The sequence below is a fragment of the Streptococcus sp. V869 genome (assembly GCF_054353515.1).
The window spans coordinates 320,110-340,665 of record NZ_JBTHHW010000002.1 but is presented as its reverse complement, the minus strand read 5'-3'; the positions used below and the strand labels follow the sequence as shown (position 1 = coordinate 340,665).

The 20,556-nt window shown below is 35.3% G+C and carries 19 protein-coding genes and 3 tRNA genes; 18 read left to right on the top strand and 4 right to left on the bottom strand.

Translation table 11 applies throughout. The features are described 5' to 3' along the window. The first annotated feature begins 145 nt into the window (after positions 1 to 145). The 6 genes from rlmH to ACXYSN_RS07060 all read left to right on the top strand — a co-directional run bounded on the left by rlmH (position 146) and on the right by ACXYSN_RS07060 (position 3,180). Positions 146 to 625 (top strand): 23S rRNA (pseudouridine(1915)-N(3))-methyltransferase RlmH, encoded by a 480-nt coding sequence (gene rlmH / locus ACXYSN_RS07085; RefSeq protein ID WP_006150541.1) that lies wholly within the window; start codon positions 146 to 148, stop codon positions 623 to 625. A 41-nt stretch (positions 626 to 666) separates the two neighbouring features. Beyond that, positions 667 to 740: transfer RNA gene (locus ACXYSN_RS07080), tRNA-Arg, on the top strand. A 169-nt stretch (positions 741 to 909) separates the two neighbouring features. Continuing rightward, entirely contained in the window at positions 910 to 2,229 is a 1,320-nt protein-coding gene (gene comD, locus ACXYSN_RS07075) for a competence system sensor histidine kinase ComD (protein ID WP_458636608.1), read from the top strand. Then, on the top strand, positions 2,226 to 2,978 hold the full coding sequence (comE, locus tag ACXYSN_RS07070; protein ID WP_006150540.1) for a competence system response regulator transcription factor ComE: 753 nt from the start codon (positions 2,226 to 2,228) through the stop codon (positions 2,976 to 2,978). Before comD ends, comE begins: the two co-directional genes overlap by 4 nt. A 51-nt stretch (positions 2,979 to 3,029) precedes the next feature. Further along, positions 3,030 to 3,101 (top strand) — tRNA-Glu (locus ACXYSN_RS07065). A gap of 5 nt (positions 3,102 to 3,106) precedes the next feature. Continuing rightward, positions 3,107 to 3,180: transfer RNA gene (locus tag ACXYSN_RS07060), tRNA-Asn, on the top strand. A 39-nt stretch (positions 3,181 to 3,219) separates the two neighbouring features. On the opposite strand, the gene ACXYSN_RS07055 is transcribed toward ACXYSN_RS07060, so the two are convergent. Continuing rightward, positions 3,220 to 3,762 (bottom strand): TetR/AcrR family transcriptional regulator, encoded by a 543-nt coding sequence (locus ACXYSN_RS07055; protein ID WP_303943431.1) that lies wholly within the window; start codon positions 3,760 to 3,762, stop codon positions 3,220 to 3,222. A gap of 129 nt (positions 3,763 to 3,891) precedes the next feature. Between ACXYSN_RS07055 and ACXYSN_RS07050 the strand changes: the two genes are divergently transcribed. Then, the gene (locus ACXYSN_RS07050; protein ID WP_458636607.1) at positions 3,892 to 6,534 is read left to right on the top strand and encodes a YhgE/Pip family protein; all 2,643 of its coding nucleotides are present in this window, start codon (positions 3,892 to 3,894) and stop codon (positions 6,532 to 6,534) included. Positions 6,535 to 6,624: 90 nt separating this feature from the next. Here ACXYSN_RS07050 and ACXYSN_RS07045 read toward each other — a convergent pair whose 3' ends face one another. Beyond that, positions 6,625 to 8,247 (bottom strand): ATP-binding cassette domain-containing protein, encoded by a 1,623-nt coding sequence (locus tag ACXYSN_RS07045; RefSeq protein ID WP_458636606.1) that lies wholly within the window; start codon positions 8,245 to 8,247, stop codon positions 6,625 to 6,627. Between the two features lie 205 nt (positions 8,248 to 8,452). Between ACXYSN_RS07045 and trpS the strand changes: the two genes are divergently transcribed. Together trpS and guaB are read left to right on the top strand one after the other, a co-directional pair. Further along, positions 8,453 to 9,478 (top strand): tryptophan--tRNA ligase, encoded by a 1,026-nt coding sequence (trpS, locus tag ACXYSN_RS07040; RefSeq protein WP_458636605.1) that lies wholly within the window; start codon positions 8,453 to 8,455, stop codon positions 9,476 to 9,478. 162 nt (positions 9,479 to 9,640) lie between these two features. After that, entirely contained in the window at positions 9,641 to 11,119 is a 1,479-nt protein-coding gene (gene guaB, locus ACXYSN_RS07035) for an IMP dehydrogenase (RefSeq protein ID WP_016466527.1), read from the top strand. A gap of 55 nt (positions 11,120 to 11,174) precedes the next feature. Here the strand turns inward: guaB and recF are convergent, their stop codons facing one another. Together recF and yaaA are read right to left on the bottom strand one after the other, a co-directional pair. Next, entirely contained in the window at positions 11,175 to 12,266 is a 1,092-nt protein-coding gene (gene recF / locus ACXYSN_RS07030) for a DNA replication/repair protein RecF (RefSeq protein ID WP_254727386.1), read from the bottom strand. A 2-nt stretch (positions 12,267 to 12,268) separates the two neighbouring features. Further along, positions 12,269 to 12,637 (bottom strand): S4 domain-containing protein YaaA, encoded by a 369-nt coding sequence (gene yaaA, locus ACXYSN_RS07025; RefSeq protein WP_235083580.1) that lies wholly within the window; start codon positions 12,635 to 12,637, stop codon positions 12,269 to 12,271. Between the two features lie 159 nt (positions 12,638 to 12,796). Here yaaA and yfmF point away from each other — a divergent pair, with 159 nt between their 5' ends. Genes yfmF through mreD form a run of 9 tightly spaced genes read left to right on the top strand, consistent with a single transcriptional unit; the run spans position 12,797 to position 20,528 of the window. Beyond that, a complete protein-coding gene (yfmF, locus tag ACXYSN_RS07020) occupies positions 12,797 to 14,047 on the top strand; it encodes an EF-P 5-aminopentanol modification-associated protein YfmF (protein ID WP_458636604.1) in 1,251 nt (416 codons plus the stop codon). Beyond that, positions 14,044 to 15,324 (top strand): EF-P 5-aminopentanol modification-associated protein YfmH, encoded by a 1,281-nt coding sequence (yfmH, locus tag ACXYSN_RS07015; protein ID WP_458636603.1) that lies wholly within the window; start codon positions 14,044 to 14,046, stop codon positions 15,322 to 15,324. Before yfmF ends, yfmH begins: the two co-directional genes overlap by 4 nt. Before the next feature lie 40 nt (positions 15,325 to 15,364). Further along, the gene (rodZ, locus tag ACXYSN_RS07010; RefSeq protein WP_235083578.1) at positions 15,365 to 16,192 is read left to right on the top strand and encodes a cytoskeleton protein RodZ; all 828 of its coding nucleotides are present in this window, start codon (positions 15,365 to 15,367) and stop codon (positions 16,190 to 16,192) included. Positions 16,193 to 16,203: 11 nt separating this feature from the next. Beyond that, positions 16,204 to 16,743, top strand: a complete 540-nt coding sequence (gene pgsA, locus ACXYSN_RS07005; protein WP_458636602.1) for a CDP-diacylglycerol--glycerol-3-phosphate 3-phosphatidyltransferase — start codon at positions 16,204 to 16,206, stop codon at positions 16,741 to 16,743. 2 nt (positions 16,744 to 16,745) lie between these two features. Next, positions 16,746 to 17,573 carry an energy-coupling factor ABC transporter ATP-binding protein gene (locus tag ACXYSN_RS07000; protein ID WP_458636601.1) on the top strand — a complete coding sequence of 276 codons (828 nt, stop codon included), beginning with the start codon at positions 16,746 to 16,748 and terminating at the stop codon, positions 17,571 to 17,573. After that, positions 17,558 to 18,397 carry an energy-coupling factor transporter ATPase gene (locus ACXYSN_RS06995; protein ID WP_373113922.1) on the top strand — a complete coding sequence of 280 codons (840 nt, stop codon included), beginning with the start codon at positions 17,558 to 17,560 and terminating at the stop codon, positions 18,395 to 18,397. The genes ACXYSN_RS07000 and ACXYSN_RS06995 overlap by 16 nt, the downstream gene beginning before the upstream one ends. After that, positions 18,390 to 19,184, top strand: coding sequence for an energy-coupling factor transporter transmembrane component T family protein (locus ACXYSN_RS06990; protein ID WP_303943423.1), 795 nt, complete (start codon positions 18,390 to 18,392; stop codon positions 19,182 to 19,184). The genes ACXYSN_RS06995 and ACXYSN_RS06990 overlap by 8 nt, the downstream gene beginning before the upstream one ends. Positions 19,185 to 19,215: 31 nt before the next feature. Beyond that, positions 19,216 to 20,037: a rod shape-determining protein MreC gene (mreC, locus tag ACXYSN_RS06985; protein ID WP_235083574.1), complete on the top strand. Its 822-nt coding sequence runs from the start codon at positions 19,216 to 19,218 to the stop codon at positions 20,035 to 20,037. Next, the gene (gene mreD / locus ACXYSN_RS06980; RefSeq protein WP_025170039.1) at positions 20,034 to 20,528 is read left to right on the top strand and encodes a rod shape-determining protein MreD; all 495 of its coding nucleotides are present in this window, start codon (positions 20,034 to 20,036) and stop codon (positions 20,526 to 20,528) included. Before mreC ends, mreD begins: the two co-directional genes overlap by 4 nt. Positions 20,529 to 20,556: the final 28 nt, after the last annotated feature.

Sequence of the window (20,556 nt, the reverse complement as noted above, 5' to 3'; positions counted from 1 at the left end):
TTATTAACTTAATCCTAACTTAAAAAAGTTTAAATTTTTCACAATCTGTGGAAAATTATTAAAAACTTGTGAATTTATCACTATTTTCCCTGTTTTTATTTGTGAATAAGATGTGAATAAAATACGATTGTGATAAAATAGAAGCATGAAAATTAAAATTGTAACAGTTGGAAAACTAAAAGAAAAGTATCTAAAAGATGGAATTGCTGAGTATTCTAAGAGAATTTCTCGTTTTGCTACTGTCGAAATGGTTGAATTAGCTGATGAGAAGACACCAGATCGTGCTAGTGATTCTGAAAACGAAAAAATCTTGGATTTAGAAGGGAATCGAATTCTTTCCAAAATTGGGGATAGAGAATTTGTTGTTGTTTTAGCTATTGAAGGGAAAACTTTGTCTTCTGAAGAATTCAGTAAACAGCTAGAACAAGCATCTATTAATGGTTTTTCAACCTTAACCTTTGTTATCGGTGGAAGTTTAGGATTATCTAATGAAGTGAAAAAACGAGCTAACCTATCAGTAAGTTTTGGCCGTTTAACTCTCCCACATCAATTAATGCGTCTCGTATTAACAGAGCAGATATACCGAGCTTTTACCATTCAACAAGGCTCTCCTTATCATAAATAGGATTGACTATTCTTAATTATTTTGATAAGATAAACTAGTTAGGTCTCATAGCTCAGCTGGATAGAGCATTCGCCTTCTAAGCGAACGGTCGCAGGTTCGAATCCTGCTGGGATCATATACTAGATTTAACGCTGGGGTAACCCAGCGTTTTTTGTAAAAAAATGACAGTTCAGGTACAAAAATGTACAGTTGAGAATGATTGTTTATAATATAAATCACATTTTGTATAATAGATTTGTAAGTTCATTTATAAGAAAAAAGAGAAAACATTATAGGGAGATATAATGGATTTATTGAAAATACTCATAGTTATTCTTCATATTCTTATTCTAACAAATAGCTATGAACTCATTTGTAAGGCAACAAAAAAAGAAAGATATCTGTTTATTTCTTGGGTATTTATATTACAGTCTATTGTTGAAATTTTATTCTATTTAACTTCTTTACATGGATTAGGAATGGAAAAAATTTCATTTACCTGTATTATCTTTGCTTATTTAATAGGATTTAAAAAATATAATAAGTTCAAAGCTATTTTTATTAGTTTATTATTGTCTTTATTATATCAAAGTACTCATACATTTATAGCAGTAATCATATCCTCTATAACAGGTGATTCTTTCTTAATAAAATATGAAGATTTATTTTTTGTAGTGGTTTTGATGCTGACGTATTTTATCACTAAAAAAATTATTACTTATTTTCATCTTGAACTTACTTATTTTGATAAAGATTACCTTTATCCATTTTTCAAAAAGGTCATTTTAATTTTCTTTACTTTACAAGTTCTATTATTCATTTCAGATATGGTGGGTATTCATGCTCATTTTAATAATTTCAGTAGTATTTTAGCAACAATTGTCTTTATTTGTTTATTACTAATCTTCTTTGCAATGAACGCTCATAAGGTTCAAGCTGAAAGAGAGATCGCTCTAAAACAGAAGAAATTTGAACAAGAACATTTACAGACTTACACTGATGAAATTGTTAGTTTGTATAATGAAATCCGCGGTTTTCGTCATGACTATGCAGGAATGCTTGTCAGTATGCAAATGGCGATTGACAGCGGTGATTTACAGGAAATTGACAGAATTTACAATAAAGTTTTAGTGAAAGCTAATCAGAAATTACGTTCAGATAAATATACCTACTTTGATTTAAATAACATAGAAGATTCAGCTTTACGAAGTTTGATTGCTCAATCCATTGTATATGCACAAAATAATGATGTGGAGTTTACACTTGAGGTAAAGGATGTTGTTACAAGATTGTCAATCGATTTACTAGATCTTGTTCGGATTATGAGTGTTTTGCTAAACAACGCTGTTGAAGGTGCTGCAGAAAGTTATTTGAAACAAATGGAAGTTGCAGTGATTAAGATGGATTTGGAGACAGTTATCGTGATTCAAAATTCATGTAATATCGCTATGAATCCTTCGGAAGATTTATTTGAGCTAGGTTTTTCTACAAAGGGTAGAAGTAGAGGAATAGGTCTTAATAATGTTAAAGAAATTTTGGATAAGTATGAAAATATCATTTTAGAAACAGAGATGGAAGATAGTACATTTAGACAGATTATTAGATTTAAGAGAGAGTTTGAATGAAAGTATTAATTTTAGAAGATGTTATTCAACATCAAGTCAGACTAGAAAGAACCTTGGATGAAATTTCAAAGGAATTAAATATTCCTATTTCTTATAAAACAACAGGTAAAGAACGAGAATTTAAGGAATATATCGAAAATGACGAAGTAAACCAGCTTTATTTTCTAGATATTGATATTCATGGAGTTGAGAAAAAAGGATTTGAAGTCGCACAGTTTATTCGTCACCACAATCCCTATGCAATTATCGTATTTATCACTAGTAGATCAGAATTTGCTACCTTAACTTACAAATATCAAGTATCCGCCTTGGATTTTGTGGATAAAGATATCAATGATGAATTGTTTAAAAAACGCATCGAGCAGAGTATCTTGTATACCAAAAATATGCTGCTTGAAAATAAAGATGTTGTGGATTATTTTGACTATAACTATAAGGGGAATGATTTGAAGATTCCCTACCATGATATTTTGTATATTGAAACAACAGGTGTTTCTCATAAGTTACGGATTATTGGTAAGAATTTCGCTAAAGAATTTTATGGAACCATGACGGATATCCAAGAAAAAGATAAAGAAACCCAAAGATTTTATTCCGCTCATAAATCATTTCTTGTCAATGTAGGAAATATTAGAGAAATTGATCGAAAAAATTTAGAAGTAGTTTTCTATGAAAATCATCGTTGTCCAATTACTCGTCTGAAAGTCCGTAAACTAAAAGATATTCTGGAGAAAAAATCTAAAAAGTGATTGACAATTAGTAAGAAATTGATATAATGGTTATATCTGCTACAGATAGATGGTCCGTTGGTCAAGGGGTTAAGACACCGCCTTTTCACGGCGGTAACACGGGTTCGAATCCCGTACGGACTATATTATCCGCCATAGCTCAGTTGGTAGTAGCGCATGACTGTTAATCATGATGTCGTAGGTTCGAGTCCTACTGGCGGAGTCAAACAAAAAAGAACACCAATGGTGTTCTTTTTTGTTTCTAATTTGAATCTCCTAACATTTTCATTAGAAAGTCTGTCATTTCTTGCGGACTTTCTTTTTTTCCATGTGCAATCCAAGTCTGGCAAACACCAAATAGTGCATTGGTTAGATAGATGCTACTATATTCTAACTCAATGTCGTTTAAATTTAATTGCATAAAGCGTTTCTGGAGGTCAGTGCTAAGCATGATATGAAGTTTATTTCTCAGGAAGTTTTGTATTTCTTTTGTACCATTTTCAGATAAAAGAGCAGCTAGCAATGGTTCAGACTCCAGATACTCAAATACTTCTAAAATAGCATCTTTTTTATGATGGGCGTGTTTTTGGAAAATGTACTCAAAGGTATGAAAAAGTTTGCTTTGGTAGTGCTCAATCATATCATACTTATCTTTGTAATGTGTATAAAAGCTTGAGCGACTAATTCCGGCTTTCTCAGCTAGCTTAACAGTAGAAATTTGATCAAATGGTTGTTCCATTAATAATTGAACCATAGCATTCTCGATAATACGTTTTGTTTTTAAGCGTTTGTTACTCTCTGTCATAGTTCCTCCTTGTGAACAAAAATAGACGTAATGTCTAAAAAATAAGTTTTTACCTTGTAATTTTGATTTTTTAATGTATAATCTATTATATCAAAATTTTAGACAATATGTGTAAAAAAAGGAGACAATATGTTTAAAGAATGGAAAGCAATTTTTAAAAAACCAACCTTTATCATTGTAATGATAGGGATTTCTCTTATTCCAGCTTTATACAATATCATATTTTTATCATCCATGTGGGACCCATATGGTCAATTATCAGAGTTGCCTGTAGCGGTTGTAAATAATGATAAGGAAGCGACTTACAATGGGAATACAATGGCTATCGGAAAAGACATGGTGTCTAATTTAAAGGAAAATAAATCCTTGGATTTTCATTTTGTAAATGAGGAAGAAGGAAAAAAAGGACTAGAGAATGGCGATTACTATATGGTAGTAACTTTGCCAAGTGATTTGTCTGAAAAGGCTGCTTCTATTTTAACAGATCACCCAGAACAAATGAACATTGACTATCAAACTTCTAGTGGACATAGCTTCATTGCAAGTAAGATGAGTGATTCTGCTATGACACAGTTAAAACAAAATGTTTCTGCCAGTGTAACTGAGACTTACACGAAAGCTTTATTTCAAAAGATGGGTGATTTAAAATCCGGTTTAACGAAGGCAGCCGATGGAAGTGAACAATTGGCTAACGGGGCCAGTCAGTTAGCTGTAGGAAGTCAGACATTGACTACTAACCTACACTCTTTAGCAGATTCAAGTTTAACATTTTCAAATGGAACGGAGCAGTTTACTAAAGGATTATCCTCTTATGTTTCTGGTGTTGAACAACTTCATCTTGGCTTAGGGACTTTTAATAGTGGTTTAGTTACATATACTGGTGCAGTAAGTAAATTAGATAGCGGATTAGGTCAATTAGCTTCTAAAAGTCCTGAATTAGTAGGAGGAATCAATCAATTATATACTGGGGTAGAGGCCTATACTGGCGGTGTTTCTCAGCTCAATACTGGTCTTAATCAATTTTCATCTGGTGTTAGTGCCTATACAAATGGAGTGGGAAATCTTGCAACAGGTGCAAATCAGTTATCTAGTCAATCAGCTACACTTCGAATGGGTGTGGAGCAATTAAGTGAAGGGATTCAACAACTTTCTAGCAAGTTAGATACTTCGTCTGAGCAAAAAGATCAAATTAATCAATTATCTTCTGGTCTAAATCAGTTAAATCAAGCCATTCAAAATATTGATGTTGGAGATACAAAACAATTATCTTCTGTTTTATCAAGTATAGTTTCTCTTTCTAATCAAATGCTAGCAAGTGCTCAGTCTGAAAAAGCAACTACATTAGCCAATATTCAATCGACAGCAGCTTATCAATCATTGACAAGTGAGCAACAAGCTGAGATAAGCGCTTCTGTATCTCAAAATTCGACTGATAGTATTCAATCGGCTCAGTCAATTATAGCTTTAGTACAAGGTTTACAGGGAAGTTTAGAAAACTTACAAAATCAATCTTCAAATCTTTCGACATTACAAAATCAAGCCAATCAAGTATTACCGCTTGCTTCTACTTCTTTGACAGGATTGTCAAGTGGATTAACAGAAATGCAGGGAGCAGTGACGAGTAAATTAGTTCCTGCTAGTCAGTCGATTGCATCAGGTGTAAATTCATATACTGCAGGTGTTGATAAAATTTCTCAGGGTGCAAGTCAACTAAGTGAAAAAAATTCCACCTTGATAGGTAGTTTGGATCAACTAGTTTCAGGCTCAACTACCTTGACACAAAAATCTTCTAGCTTGACAGCGGGAGTTGGTCAATTAGTTGAAAAAACTCCAGAATTAGTATCTGGTATTGAAAAATTATCAACTGGCTCTAACCAATTGAATCAAAAGAGTCAAGAATTAATGGCAGGAGTTGATAAATTACAATCAGGATCTGGTCAATTAGCAGACAAATCCAGTCAGTTACTTTCAGGTGCTTCTCAATTAGAGAATGGAGCTAATAAATTGGCAGATGGATCTGGGAAACTTGCAGAAGGTGGAACAAAGTTAACTGCTGGTATTGAAAGTTTACAAATAGGAACTACTGACCTAGGACAAGGATTAAGTAACGCAAGCAATCAATTAAAATCAGCATCAACAGAGTCAAAAAATGCAGAAACATTAGCGGAACCCTTAAGTCTTTCAAAGACAGATAATGATCAGGTTCCTGTAAATGGGATTGCAATGGCTCCTTACATGATATCAGTTGCACTTTTTGTTGCTGCATTATCAACAAATATGATTTTTGCTAAATTACCTTCAGGTCGTCATCCTGAAACTCGCTGGGCTTGGTTCAAATCTCGCTTTGAGATAAATGGAGTTATAGCTGTTTTAGCCGCTGTCTTAGTCTATGGTGGCGTTCATCTTATTGGTTTAACTGCAAATCATGAAATGAGAACTTTATTCTTAATTATTATCGCAAGTTTAACATTTATGTCTATGGTGACGGCATTAACAACATGGAATAGTCGATTAGGTGCTTTCTTCTCACTTATTTTGCTATTATTGCAATTAGCATCAAGTGCAGGAACTTATCCACTTGCTTTGACAAATGATTTCTTTAGAGCTGTTAATCCTTGGTTGCCAATGAGTTATTCAGTTTCAGGATTGAGACAAACGATTTCTATGACAGGGAATATTCATAGTCAGATAATTTTCCTTCTCGTAACTTTAGTTCTATTCATAGGATTAGGTATGCTAGCTTATCAACCTAAAAAAATGGACGAAGATTAATAAAGTTTCACGTGAAACAATGAATGATTTACAAGTAATTAATAAAAAAACTCAGTTGGTTTAACCAACTGAGTTTTTTTAAAGTTATACTTAATCTTTCCAAAGTTCTTTGACTTTTGCTTGAACTTCTTCATTTTCAAGGAATTCATCGTAGGTTTCATCGATACGGTCGATGACGCCGTTTTTAGATAAGACAATGATATGGTTAGCCAAAGTTTGAATAAACTCATGGTCGTGACTGGCAAAGATGATAGATTCTTTGAAGTTTTTCAATCCATCGTTCAAGCTTGAAATAGATTCCAAATCCAAGTGATTTGTAGGATCGTCAAGTACAAGAACATTTGATTTCAAAAGCATGAGTTTTGAAAGCATCACGCGCACCTTTTCCCCCCCTGACAAGACGTTTACAGGCTTGTTAACCTCGTCTCCAGAAAAGAGCATGCGTCCGAGGAATCCACGAAGGAAGGTATTGTCATCTTCTTCTTTACTTGCAAATTGACGGAGCCAGTCAAGAATCGACTCGCCACCTGCAAAATCAGCAGAATTGTCTTTTGGTAAGTAAGAGCGACTAGTTGTAACTCCCCACTTGACAGTTCCTTCATAGTCGATATCACCCATAATCGCACGAATCAAGGCAGTTGTTTGGATGTCGTTTTGCCCAATAAGAGCTGTCTTATCACCTGGACGCAAGATGAAGCTGATGTTGTCAAGAATAGTTTCACCGTCAATCTTGACAGATAAGTTTTCTACTGTTAAGAGATCATTACCGATTTCTCGTTCTGCTTTAAAGTTGATAAATGGGTATTTACGACTAGAAGGTACAATTTCCTCTAATTCAATCTTATCAAGCATTTTCTTACGTGAAGTCGCTTGTCTTGATTTAGAAGCATTGGCAGAGAATCGAGCAACGAATTCTTGAAGTTGTTTGATCTTTTCTTCTGCTTTTGCATTACGGTCAGCTTGTAATTTAGCTGCAAGTTCAGAGGATTCCTTCCAGAAGTCGTAGTTACCAACGTAGAGTTTGATTTTTCCAAAGTCAAGGTCGGCCATGTGAGTACATACTTTGTTCAAAAAGTGACGGTCATGAGATACGACAATAACTGTGTTATCAAAATCAATCAAGAAATCTTCTAACCAGGTAATAGATTGAATATCAAGACCGTTGGTAGGCTCATCCAAAAGAAGGACATCCGGTTTACCAAATAGAGCTTTAGCAAGGAGTACTTTCACTTTGTCACCATTTGAAAGTTCACTCATATTTTGATAATGAAGTTCTTCTGGGATATTCAAATTTTGTAAAAGTTGTGAAGCTTCACTCTCAGCTTCCCAACCACCTAGTTCAGCAAATTCTCCTTCAAGTTCAGCAGCACGAACGCCATCTTCATCTGAAAAATCTTCCTTCATATAAATGGCGTCTTTTTCTTTCATGATGTTGTAAAGTTTTTCATTTCCCATGATGACAACATCAATAACACGTTCGTCCTCATAGTCAAAGTGATTTTGACGAAGAACTGAAAGACGTTCGTCTGGTCCTAGAGAGACATGACCAGTTGTTGGTTCAATATCACCAGCTAAAATTTTCAAAAAGGTTGATTTTCCGGCACCATTAGCACCAATCAAACCATAGGTGTTTCCTTCTGTAAATTTAATGTTGACATCATCAAAAAGTTTGCGATCACTAAAACGTAGTGAAACATCAGATACTGTTAGCAATGTTTTTCTCCTATTATATGTAATACTCTAATTCTACTAGAAAATTAGTAAATATTCAAATTTTTATTTGTCAATTTTTTGTAAAGTAAGTTGACAGTTTCTTTACGGATATATGGCTAGAAAACTATTGTTTGATTGAAAAAATTATCTGTCTTTTTATCAAAAAAATGCTATAATTGAAAGGACCATATCAAAGGAGAATATTATGAGTAAACCCATTATTTTAACAGGAGATCGTCCAACGGGGAAATTACATATTGGGCACTACGTTGGTAGCTTGAAAAATCGTGTCTTACTACAAGAAGAAAATAAATATGACATGTTTGTTTTTTTAGCTGATCAGCAAGCCTTAACTGACCATGCAAAAGATCCTCAAACAATTGTAGAATCAATTGGGAATGTTGCCTTGGACTATCTTGCAGTGGGATTAGATCCTAATAAATCAACAATTTTTATTCAAAGTCAGATTCCAGAATTGGCAGAGCTATCTATGTATTACATGAACCTAGTTTCATTAGCTCGTTTGGAACGAAATCCAACTGTAAAAACAGAAATTTCACAGAAAGGTTTTGGAGAAAGCATTCCAACTGGATTCTTGGTGTATCCTATTTCACAAGCAGCGGATATTACAGCCTTTAAAGCAAACTTAGTTCCAGTAGGGAATGATCAAAAACCGATGATTGAACAAACACGTGAAATTGTACGTTCTTTCAATCATGCCTATAACTGTGATGTTTTAGTAGAACCAGAAGGAATTTACCCTGAGCATGAAGGTGCAGGACGTTTACCAGGACTTGATGGAAATGCGAAAATGTCGAAATCACTCAATAATGGTATTTACCTAGCAGACGATGCTGATATTTTACGAAAAAAAGTGATGAGTATGTATACAGATCCAAATCACATTCGTGTCGAGGATCCAGGTAAGATTGAAGGCAATATGGTTTTCCATTATTTAGATGTATTTGGACGTCCAGAGGATGCTCAAGAAATTGCTGGAATGAAAGAACACTACCAACGTGGGGGTCTTGGGGACGTTAAGACTAAGCGTTACCTCCTTGAAATTTTGGAAAGAGAGCTTGGTCCAATCCGTGAACGTCGCCTAGAATATGCTAAAGACATGGGTGAAGTCTATAATATGCTACAAAAAGGTAGTGAAAAAGCTCGTGAAGTTGCTGGTCAGACCTTATCAGAAGTAAAAGCTGCAATGGGTCTTAATTACTTTCATTAATAGATAAAATATGAACTATAAAACTATTTCTTCTTTAAAATAAGAGGGATAGTTTTTTTATATGTTCTCTTATAAATTTAATTGACAAATTTTCATAGAATGGTATGATAGATACAATACAAAAAGCGTTAAGCTCAAAAAGAAAGAAAAGAGGGAACTTCAATGTCTAATTGGGACACTAAATTTTTGAAAAAAGGTTTTACCTTTGATGATGTATTGCTTATTCCGGCAGAGAGTCATGTGTTGCCTAATGATGCGGATTTAACTACAAAATTGGCAGATAATTTGACTTTAAATATCCCAATTATTACCGCTGCGATGGATACTGTAACAGAAAGCCAAATGGCCATTGCTATTGCGCGTGCAGGTGGACTTGGAGTTATCCATAAAAATATGTCTATTGAGCAACAGGCAGATGAAGTTCGTAAGGTAAAACGTTCTGAAAATGGTGTTATCATTGATCCATTCTTCTTGACTCCAGAACATACCATTGCTGAAGCAGATGAACTCATGGGTCGTTACCGTATCAGTGGTGTTCCAGTAGTTGAAACACTTGAAAATCGTAAATTGGTTGGTATTTTAACAAACCGAGACCTTCGTTTTATTTCAGATTACAATCAACCAATCTCAAACCATATGACCAGCGAAAACCTCGTTACTGCTCCTGTTGGGACAGATCTTGAAACAGCTGAAAGTATTCTTCAAGAACACCGTATTGAAAAACTTCCTTTGGTTGACGAAGATGGTCGTCTTTCTGGTTTGATTACTATTAAAGATATTGAAAAAGTAATTGAGTTTCCAAACGCAGCTAAAGATGAATTTGGTCGTCTCCTTGTTGCGGGTGCTGTAGGGGTTACCTCAGATACATTTGAACGTGCAGAAGCACTTTTTGAAGCAGGTGCGGATGCCATTGTTATCGATACTGCTCACGGTCACTCAGCAGGTGTTCTTCGCAAAATCGCTGAGATTCGTGCTCACTTCCCAGATCGTACACTGATTGCTGGGAATATTGCGACGGCTGAAGGTGCACGTGCCCTTTATGATGCGGGTGTTGACGTTGTTAAAGTTGGTATTGGACCAGGTTCAATCTGTACAACTCGAGTAATCGCAGGTGTTGGAGTTCCTCAAGTTACAGCTATTTACGATGCTGCAGCAGTGGCGCGTGAATATGGCAAAACAATCATTGCTGATGGTGGAATCAAGTATTCTGGAGATATTGTTAAGGCTCTTGCTGCTGGTGGAAATGCAGTAATGCTTGGATCAATGTTTGCAGGAACAGATGAAGCTCCAGGGGAAACTGAAATCTTCCAAGGACGTAAGTTCAAGACTTATCGTGGTATGGGTTCAATCGCCGCAATGAAGAAAGGTTCAAGCGACCGTTACTTCCAAGGTTCTGTTAATGAAGCAAACAAACTCGTTCCAGAAGGAATTGAAGGACGTGTTGCTTATAAAGGAGCAGCAGCTGATATCGTCTTCCAAATGATTGGTGGTATTCGTTCTGGTATGGGTTATTGTGGTGCAGCTAACCTTAAAGAATTGCATGACAATGCTCAATTTATCGAAATGTCTGGTGCTGGTCTAAAAGAAAGCCATCCACATGATGTGCAAATCACTAATGAAGCACCAAATTACTCAATGTAAACAAAAAATCTCCTGTCAAACAGGAGATTTTTTTGTTTTGACAAAACTATAAACTTTAATTTACAACTATTTGACCGTTGTTTACTGTAAATACACTGAGAGTATCAGGTAAGTTTTGAAGATGGTCTAAACTAGTAGTTGTAATAAAGGTTTGGATGTTATGAGAAATCGTTTCTAACAATTTAAGTTGACGGGTATTGTCAAGCTCACTCATAACATCATCAAGTAAAAGAATTGGAGATTCTTTAGTAATGCTCTCCATCAATTCGATTTCAGCAAGTTTTATAGAAAGAACTAGACTACGATGCTGTCCTTGACTACCAAAACTTGCGTCTATTCCATTGATTAAGAAAGTCATATCATCCCGATGAGGTCCAACTCCCGTATTCTTCTTAAATAAATCTCTGGATCTACTTTTTTGAAGTGCTATACGGAAAGAATCAGCTAAAAGTTCTTTGTCAACGAAGTTTACAGAAGGTTGATAACAAATTGACAACTCTTCTAACTGGTCTGAGATATCAAAGTGTTTCCTCTTTCCAAAGAGTTCCATTTTTTGTATGAAGTCATCCCTATGAATCATTACACGACATCCGTACTCTACAAGTTGGTCATCAAGGACAGATAAAAAAGTGTCATCAATATTTTGTGTAGATTTTAGATAGCTATTTCTCTGTTTAAGGATGTGGTTATAACTTGACAGGTCTGACAAGTAAATTGGTTTGATTTGGCCTAACTCCATGTCAATGAATTTACGACGAATGGCCGGAGCACCTTTGACAAGTTGTAAATCTTCTGGAGCAAATAAGACAACGTTCATATGTCCGATATAATCAGAAAGACGAGCTTGCTTTAAATGGTTTACTTTTGTAATTCGACCTTTTTGTGTAAGGTCTATTTCAAGTGGTATAGTTGCCGTTTTTTTCTGCAAGATTCCAGAGACTTGTAGTTGCTCTTCTTCAAATTGAATTAAATTTTTGTCGGTCTTTGTTCTGTGACTTCTTGTTAGAGCTAAAAAATAAATACTTTCAAGAAGATTTGTTTTTCCTTGAGCATTCCGGCCAACAAATACGTTTAATTTTGGGTTAAAATCAATTTCTGTATTACGATAGTTACGAAATTGTTTAATGCATAAGTTTTTCAGCCACATATTTACCTACCTGGGAAACGTGGTGCACTTTTTACTTTTGGTGGCTGGTTCTTTTTGTCTGGCTTTTTTTGAACCTTTTTATTCATTTCTTTAACAAGTTTAGCTACACGCTCTTTCTCGATTTTATCTTGTTTAAATTCCTCAAGTTCTTCAGGATTTGGTTGAACTAGAATAATTTGAGTTTTTAAATCAGGGATTTCAATAGAATCTCCGACTCTAATTTTTTTGCCTCGACGATTTTCTAATTCTCCATTAAAATATACAAGATGGTCCGCTAAAAAAGATTTAATAGCACCTCCACTTTGGATGATTCCAAGATCTTTCAAAAGAGCTTGGAGAGTAATAAATTCTTCAAATAATTTGTATTCCATAGTTCACCTCAATCTTTGGTATTATACCATATTTTGCTTAAAATAGTGGAGAAGAAACCCGTTGAGTGAAAACGATTTTAATTTCAAAAAAGTCAAAGAGAACAAGAAAAATTTTCATTTTCATGGTATAATAGAACTCTATGTAAAAGGAGGTAAAAGATGGAGCTATTCCCAGGAATTGCAGTGCATTTTATCCAATCTAAAAAGTTTAAGACAAATAAAATAACCATGCGTTTCACAGCTCCATTATCTCTGGATTTAATCTCTGGTCGCATGCTAAGTGCCAGTATGCTTGAAACTGCTAATAAAGGCTATCCAACTGCCCAGGTTCTTAGAAAACATCTGGCAGCATTGTATGGAGCAGATTTGTCAACTCATGCTTATAGAAGGGGACAAAGTCACTTAGTAGACGTGAGTTTGACTTATGTTCGAGATGAATTTTTAAGTAAGAAAAACGTATTAACTGCTCAGGTTTTAGAATTATTGTATCAAGTCATATTTAATCCATTGTCAAATGAAGATGAATTTGAGACCAATGCCTTTGAAATTGAAAAAAAACAATTGTTGGCGAGACTAGAATCAGAATTAGAGGATCCTTTCTTCTTTGCTCATAAAGAATTGGATCAGTTGTTTTTTCAAGAAGAATCAATGCAGTTAGTTCCTAAAGATTTAATTGCCAGAATTTCCGAAGAGACATCTAAATCTTGCTATTCAAGTTTTCAAAAAATGCTGAAAGAAGATAGGATTGATTTATTCTTTTTAGGTGATTTTAATGAAATTGAAGTCTTAGAAAACTTGAAGAAATTTAACTTGACAGGTCGTAAAGAAACTGTAAATATTCAATATCAGCAAGGTTATTCAAATATTCTTAGAGAAGGAATTGCCAGGAAAAACCTAGGTCAGTCTATTCTAGAAATGGGTTATCATAGTACAATTGGTTATGGAGATGTTCAAAAGATGGCCTTGCTTCTCGTGAATGGTTTGCTTGGAGCTTTCCCACACTCTAAATTGTTTACTCAAGTTAGGGAAAAAGAAGGACTGGCCTACACTGTTTCTAGTCACTTAGATCTCTTTAGTGGATTTTTAAGATTATTTGCTGGAATAAATCGTCAAAATCGCAACAAGGCAAGAAAATTGATGAATGATCAATTGTTAGCAATCAAAAATGGTAGATTTACAGATGCTGAAGTTACTCAAACTAAGGAAATGATTCGTAGGACGATGTTGTTGAGTCAGGATAATCAAGATTCGATTATAGATAGAGAATACTTGAGCATCTTTTTTGGTAAATCAGTTTTAGACCAAGAAACTTTGATAGAGCAACTAGAGCAAGTTGACAGGGATGAAATCTGTAGGGCGGCATCTAGTTTGAAATTGCAGGCTATTTATTTTATGGAAGGAGCAGAATGACTAGAGTTACTTTTCAAGAGAAATTTTATCCTGCTGTAAAGGAAACTCTTTATCAAGCAACATTAAAAAACGGCTTGACAGTTACTTTACTTCCGAAAAATGACTTTAACGAAGTTTACGGGGTAGCCACTGTCCAAGTTGGTTCGGTTGATACAAAGTTTACAGCTAGAAATGGTAAAAAGGAAGATTATCCTAGTGGGATTGCTCATTTTTTAGAACATAAACTTTTTGAAAGAGAAAATTCTGAAGATATCATGGCTGCATTTACCAAATTAGGTGCAGATAGTAACGCCTTTACAAGCTTTACAAATACAAGTTATCTTTTTTCAACCTCTGACAATGTCGCTGAGTGTTTAGACTTGCTTGACGAGCTTGTTACTTGCTTTAACGTTACTGAAGAATCTGTTGAACGAGAAAAGGATATCATTCAACAAGAGCGCGAAATGTATCAGGATGATCCTGATTCTTGCTTATTCTTTAAAACTCTTGCAAATCTTTATCCAGAAAGTCCTTTAGCTTCGGATATTGTTGGTACTGAAAATTCGATAGAAGATATTCGTTTAGAGGATTTACAAGATAATTTTGATGAATTTTACACACCTGTCAATAGCCATATTTTTCTCGTTGGAAATTTTGATTTAGAGTTGATACAGAATTATTTCTTGCAAAAGGATGTTGGAGTTTGTATAGTTCAAAATCCACGAGAAACAATCGCTTTACACCCTGTAAAGAAGGTTGAGAGTATTCGTATGGATGTGGCTTCTCCTAAATTAGCTATTGGAGTTCGAACAAATGCTGAGATGGAGAGTAAAGACTGCTATCGATACGGTGTTTTGTTGAAGGCCTTGTTTTCGATGATGTTTGGATGGACCTCAAAAAGATTTCAAAGTTTGTATGAAACTGGGAAACTAGATTCTTCATTATCTATGGAGGTTGAAATCAATCATCGTTTTAATTTTTTGATGCTGACAATGGATACAAAAGAACCTGTTGCCATTTCACACCAATTTCGAAAGGCAATAAAAAATTTTGTAACTGATCCGGATGTGTCAGAGGAGCATCTTGATTTAATAAAAAGTGAAATTTATGGAGAGTTTATCCATAATCTGAATTCTTTAGAATTTATTGCGACTCAATATCAGTCGCACGTTGATGAATCAACCTTGTTTGATTTGCCAAAGATTATACAGGAAATGACCTTAGAAGATGTTCTTGAGGTAGGTCATCATTTTATTGATAATAGTGAAATGGTTGAGTTTACGATTTTTCCGCTATAATAATTGAAAAAAATGAGACTAGAAAGAAGGAATGATAAGTATGAGGAAAAAAACAATCGGTGAAGTATTACGTTTAGCAAGAGTAAACCAGGGGTTGAGTTTAGAGGAGTTGCAGCGCAAGACAGATATTCAACTGGATATGCTAGAAGCTTTAGAGTCAGATGATTTTGATAAATTACCTAGTCCCTTTTATGTTCGCTCTTTTTTGAGAAAGTATGCTTGGGCAGTTGAATTGGATGAAAGTATAGTTCTAGATGCTTATGATTCAGGTAGTATGATTACCTATGAAGAAGTTGATGTTGATGAGATAGAACTATCAGGTCGTAGACGTTCTAATCGAAAGAAACGTTCCCTGCTTCCACTTTTTTACTTCGTCTTATTCTCCTTATCAATTTTAGTATTCGTAACCTATTATGTTTGGAATTATATTCAAACACAACCAACAGAAACAACTTCAGCTAACTATAATGTTGTAACTACTACTACAAATGCAACAACTAGTGAAACAACAACTAGCAACCAAACCACTAGTCCATCAAGTTCGAGTGAAGCATCAACTGTGACTGTTTCAGGTCAGGGAGATGTGATATCAGTAGAGTATAAAACTTCTAAAGATACTGCTGAACTTCAATTATCTGTGACGGATGCAACAAGTTGGATAAGTGTATCAGATACGGATCTAGCTGGAGGAACTACTCTCGAGCCAAATAACAAAACAGCTAAAACAACAATTTCTAAAGGCTCTCCGGTAACAATCACATTAGGCGTTGTAAAAGGCGTTAAAATTAAAATTGATAATCAAGAAATTGACACTGCAAAATTAACTGGTCAAACTGGTTGGATTAGACTAACAGTGAGTTCAAACTAAGGAAGGATAATATGAAAAAAGAAAATATTCCTAACATACTTACGCTTGGTAGAATTTTATTTATTCCGATTTTTGTTCTCCTTCTATCATTTGGCTCATCTCCTGTGTTACATAAAATAGCAGCAATTATTTTTGCCATTGCAAGTATCACTGACTATTTAGACGGTTATTTAGCTAGAAAATGGCAAGTCGTTAGCAATTTCGGGAAATTTGCGGATCCAATGGCTGATAAGCTATTGGTAATGTCGGCCTTTATTATGCTAGTTGGCCTAGATATGGCTCCTGCTTGGGTAGTGGCTGTTATCATTTGTCGTGAACTTGCAGTTACTGGTTTGCGCTTGCTTTTAGTTGAAACCGGAGGTACTGTTTTAGCTGCAGCAATGCCAGGAAAAATCAAGACATTTAGTCAGATGTTCGCGATTATCTTCTTGTTATTCCATTGGAATTTGCTCGGTCAAATAACTCTTTATATTGCCTTGTTCTTCACAGTTTATTCTGGTTATGATTACTTCAAGGGAAGCGCATATTTATTTAAAGGAACCTTTCGCTAGATATGGAATCGATTATTGAAATTAAGGATCTGTCATTTCGATACCAGGCAGATCAAGAACATTATGATGTTCATAACATTTCGTTTCACGTGAAACGTGGAGAATGGTTGTCAATCGTTGGTCACAACGGGAGTGGGAAATCAACTACAGTTCGCTTGATTGATGGCTTACTCGAGGCTGAATCTGGAGAAATTTGGATAGATGGTGATTGCCTAACACCAGAAAATGTCTGGGAGAAAAGACGTAAGATTGGTATGGTGTTTCAAAATCCCGATAATCAGTTCGTAGGAGCAACTGTTGAAGATGACGTAGCTTTTGGCCTAGAAAACCAAGGGATTCCACTTGAAGAGATGAAGAAACGAGTCTCTGAAGCTCTGTCATTAGTTGGGATGGCGAAATTTACAAAAAAAGAACCAGCTCGCTTGTCTGGAGGTCAGAAACAGAGAGTGGCAATTGCAGGAGTTGTAGCTCTGCGACCAGATATTTTAATCTTGGATGAGGCTACAAGTATGTTGGATCCAGAAGGGCGACTAGAGTTGATTAAGATAGTCCAGAAGATTCGCCAAGACCACCAGATGACAGTTATCTCTATTACGCATGATTTAGATGAGGTTGCTATGAGTGACCGTGTTTTAGTAATGAAAAAAGGGAAAGTCGAGTCAACAAGCACTCCTAGAGAATTATTTTCTAGGTCAGATTTAGATCAAATTGGCTTAGATCAACCCTTTGTCAACCAATTGAAAGAATCATTACGTACTAGTGGTTTGAATTTGCCAGAGTTCTATCTTACAGAAGAGGAACTTGAGGAGGCTTTATGGGAATTATTCTAGACAATGTTAGTTATACGTATCAAGAAGGAACGCCGTTTGCCTCAGTTGCCTTGTCTGATGTCAGTTTGACAATAGAGGATGGCTCTTATACTGCGATTATTGGGCATACAGGAAGCGGAAAGTCTACAATCCTTCAACTTTTGAATGGTTTGCTAGTTCCTACAGAGGGAAGTGTTCGTGTCTTTGATACATTGATTACATCAACATCAGTCAATAAGCAAATTCGTCAAATTCGCAAACAAGTAGGCTTGGTTTTTCAGTTTGCTGAAAATCAAATTTTTGAGGAAACAGTCTTAAAAGATGTGGCATTTGGACCTCAAAATTTTGGAGTTTCTGTAGAAGAGGCAGAAGTTATCGCGCGTGAAAAACTAGCTTTAGTGGGAATTGACGAGTCACTTTTTGAACGTAGTCCATTTGAACTTTCAGGAGGACAAATGAGAAGGGTTGCTATTGCTGGGATTTTAGCAATGGAACCTAAAATTTTGGTTTTAGATGAGCCAACCGCGGGCTTGGATCCAATTGGCCGAAAAGAGTTGATGACCTTGTTTAAAAAGCTTCATCAAGATGGTATCACGATTGTTTTGGTGACTCACCTTATGGATGATGTAGCAGAATTTGCTGACCAAGTTTACGTAATGGAAAAAGGGAAATTAGTTAAGAGTGGGAAACCAAGTCTTGTCTTTCAAAATGTCGAATTTATGGAAAAAATCCAATTGGGTGTTCCAAAAATCACAAGATTTGCTCAAAGACTAGCTGAACGAGGAGTTTCTTTTAAACAATTGCCGATAACGATAGAGGAGTTTAAGGAGTTCATCAATGGATAACATGATTTTAGGTCGTTACATACCAGGAAATTCGATTGTTCATCGTTTGGATCCTCGTAGTAAGTTAGTGGCAATGATTTTATTAATTATTATCGTTTTTTGGGCTAATAATCCAATAACTAATGTGATCCTTTTCGTTGCAACAGGTATATTTGTAGCCTTATCTGAAGTTCCCTTATCCTTTTTCATAAAAGGTTTGCGATCTATGTTTTTTCTGATTGCTTTTACAACCCTTTTTCAACTTTTCTTTATCTCTGGTGGAGATGTCTTGTTCGAGATGGGATTCATAAAAATCACGAGTCATGGTATTGAACAGGCAGGAATCATTTTTTGCCGCTTTGTGTTGATTATCTTTTTCTCAACCTTGCTTACCTTGACGACCATGCCATTAAGCTTGGCTACAGCAGTTGAGTCCTTACTTGGACCCTTGAAAAGATTCAAGGTTCCTGTTCATGAGATCGGGCTCATGTTGTCTATGAGTTTGCGCTTTGTACCAACCTTAATGGATGATACGATTCGAATTATGAACGCTCAAAAGGCGCGTGGGGTAGATTTTGGAGAAGGAAATGTAATCCAAAAAGTTAAGGCTATGATCCCTATTTTGATTCCTTTATTCGCTACAAGTTTGAAACGAGCGGATTCCCTTGCTACAGCCATGGAAGCTAGAGGATATCAAGGTGGGAACGGACGCAGCCAGTATCGACAGTTAAATTGGATGAATAAAGATAGTGTAGCTCTATTACTTATTTGTGTCTTGGGCGGTATTCTATTTTTGTTAAAATCCTAGAGTGAAGTATAGAATGAGATAGGGTAGAGGTATGAACCGTTTTAAAAAATCAAAATATATCATTGTTCTATTTGTCGTTGTATTAGTGGTTTCAGTTTTTTTAGTGATGACGAAATCAAGTGCGGTTGTGACAAAAGTTGGAGATGGCATTTCTCTGATAGATAGAGTTGTTCAAAAGCCATTCCAATGGTTAGAATCCACAAAGTCTGATTTAGGAAATTTGACGAGAGCTTATAATGAGAATGAAACTCTTAAAAAAGAACTCTATCAAATGGAAAAAGAAACGAATGAAGCAGACAGTCTGAAGGAAGAAAATGAGCAATTACGTAAGTTATTAGATATGAAGTCCAAATTAAATGCGACCAAGTTAATTGCTGCGGATGTCATCATGAGAACCCCATCAACCTGGAAACAAGAATTAACAGTTAACGTTGGTTCTCAACAAGGAGCAACAACAAACATGCTTGTTGTTGCTGGTGGAGGATTGGTTGGAAGTGTTGAAAAAGTAGAAGACAACTCAACTGTGGTCAATTTATTGACAAACGCTGAGAATACAGAGAAGATTTCCGTTAAAATCCAGCACGGTTCTAGTAGCATTTATGGTATTATTATCGGTTATGATAAGGAAAAAGAACTTTTGAAAATCAGCCAGCTCAATAGCAATAGCGACATTAGCCAAGGCGACAAAGTGGTGACTGGAGGTTTGGGAAACTTTAATGCTACAGATATTTCTGTAGGAGAAGTCGTATCAGTGACACATAGTACTGACTATCTAACAAGAGAAGTTATGGTTAAGCTACACGCTGATCCAATGAATCTTAAGGTTGTAGAGTTAGTGGGGAATGCGTCATGAGACTTGTTAAGCAGATAGGAATGTTCTTACTCTTACCCTTGATTGTCTTAATAGATAGCCATTTAGGGCAGCTTGTAAATAGCTTTTTCCCACATTTACAAATTGTTAGCCACTTTATCTTTATCTTCTTATTATTTGAAACAATTGAAGTATCAGAGTATCTGTTTTTAGCTTATTGTTTGGTTCTAGGTCTATTATACGATGTTTACTTCTTCCATCTGATTGGAATTGCAAGTCTTCTTTTTGTGATTATTGGAGCAATTGTCTATAAAAGTAACTCTGTCATTTTGTTAAATAGATGGACCAGATTGCTAGCTGTCTTAATGATGACTTTCATTTTTGAGTTTGGAAGCTTTATGTTGGCAGAGGTGGTCGGGCTAACTGCTGAAAATCTATCCGTTTTTATGGTTTATAGTCTTGTACCTACTATGATATTGAACTGTTTATGGATGTTGGTTTTTCAATATATTTTTGAAAAAATATATCTATAAGAAAGAAACAAAACTGTAATAAAGGCGT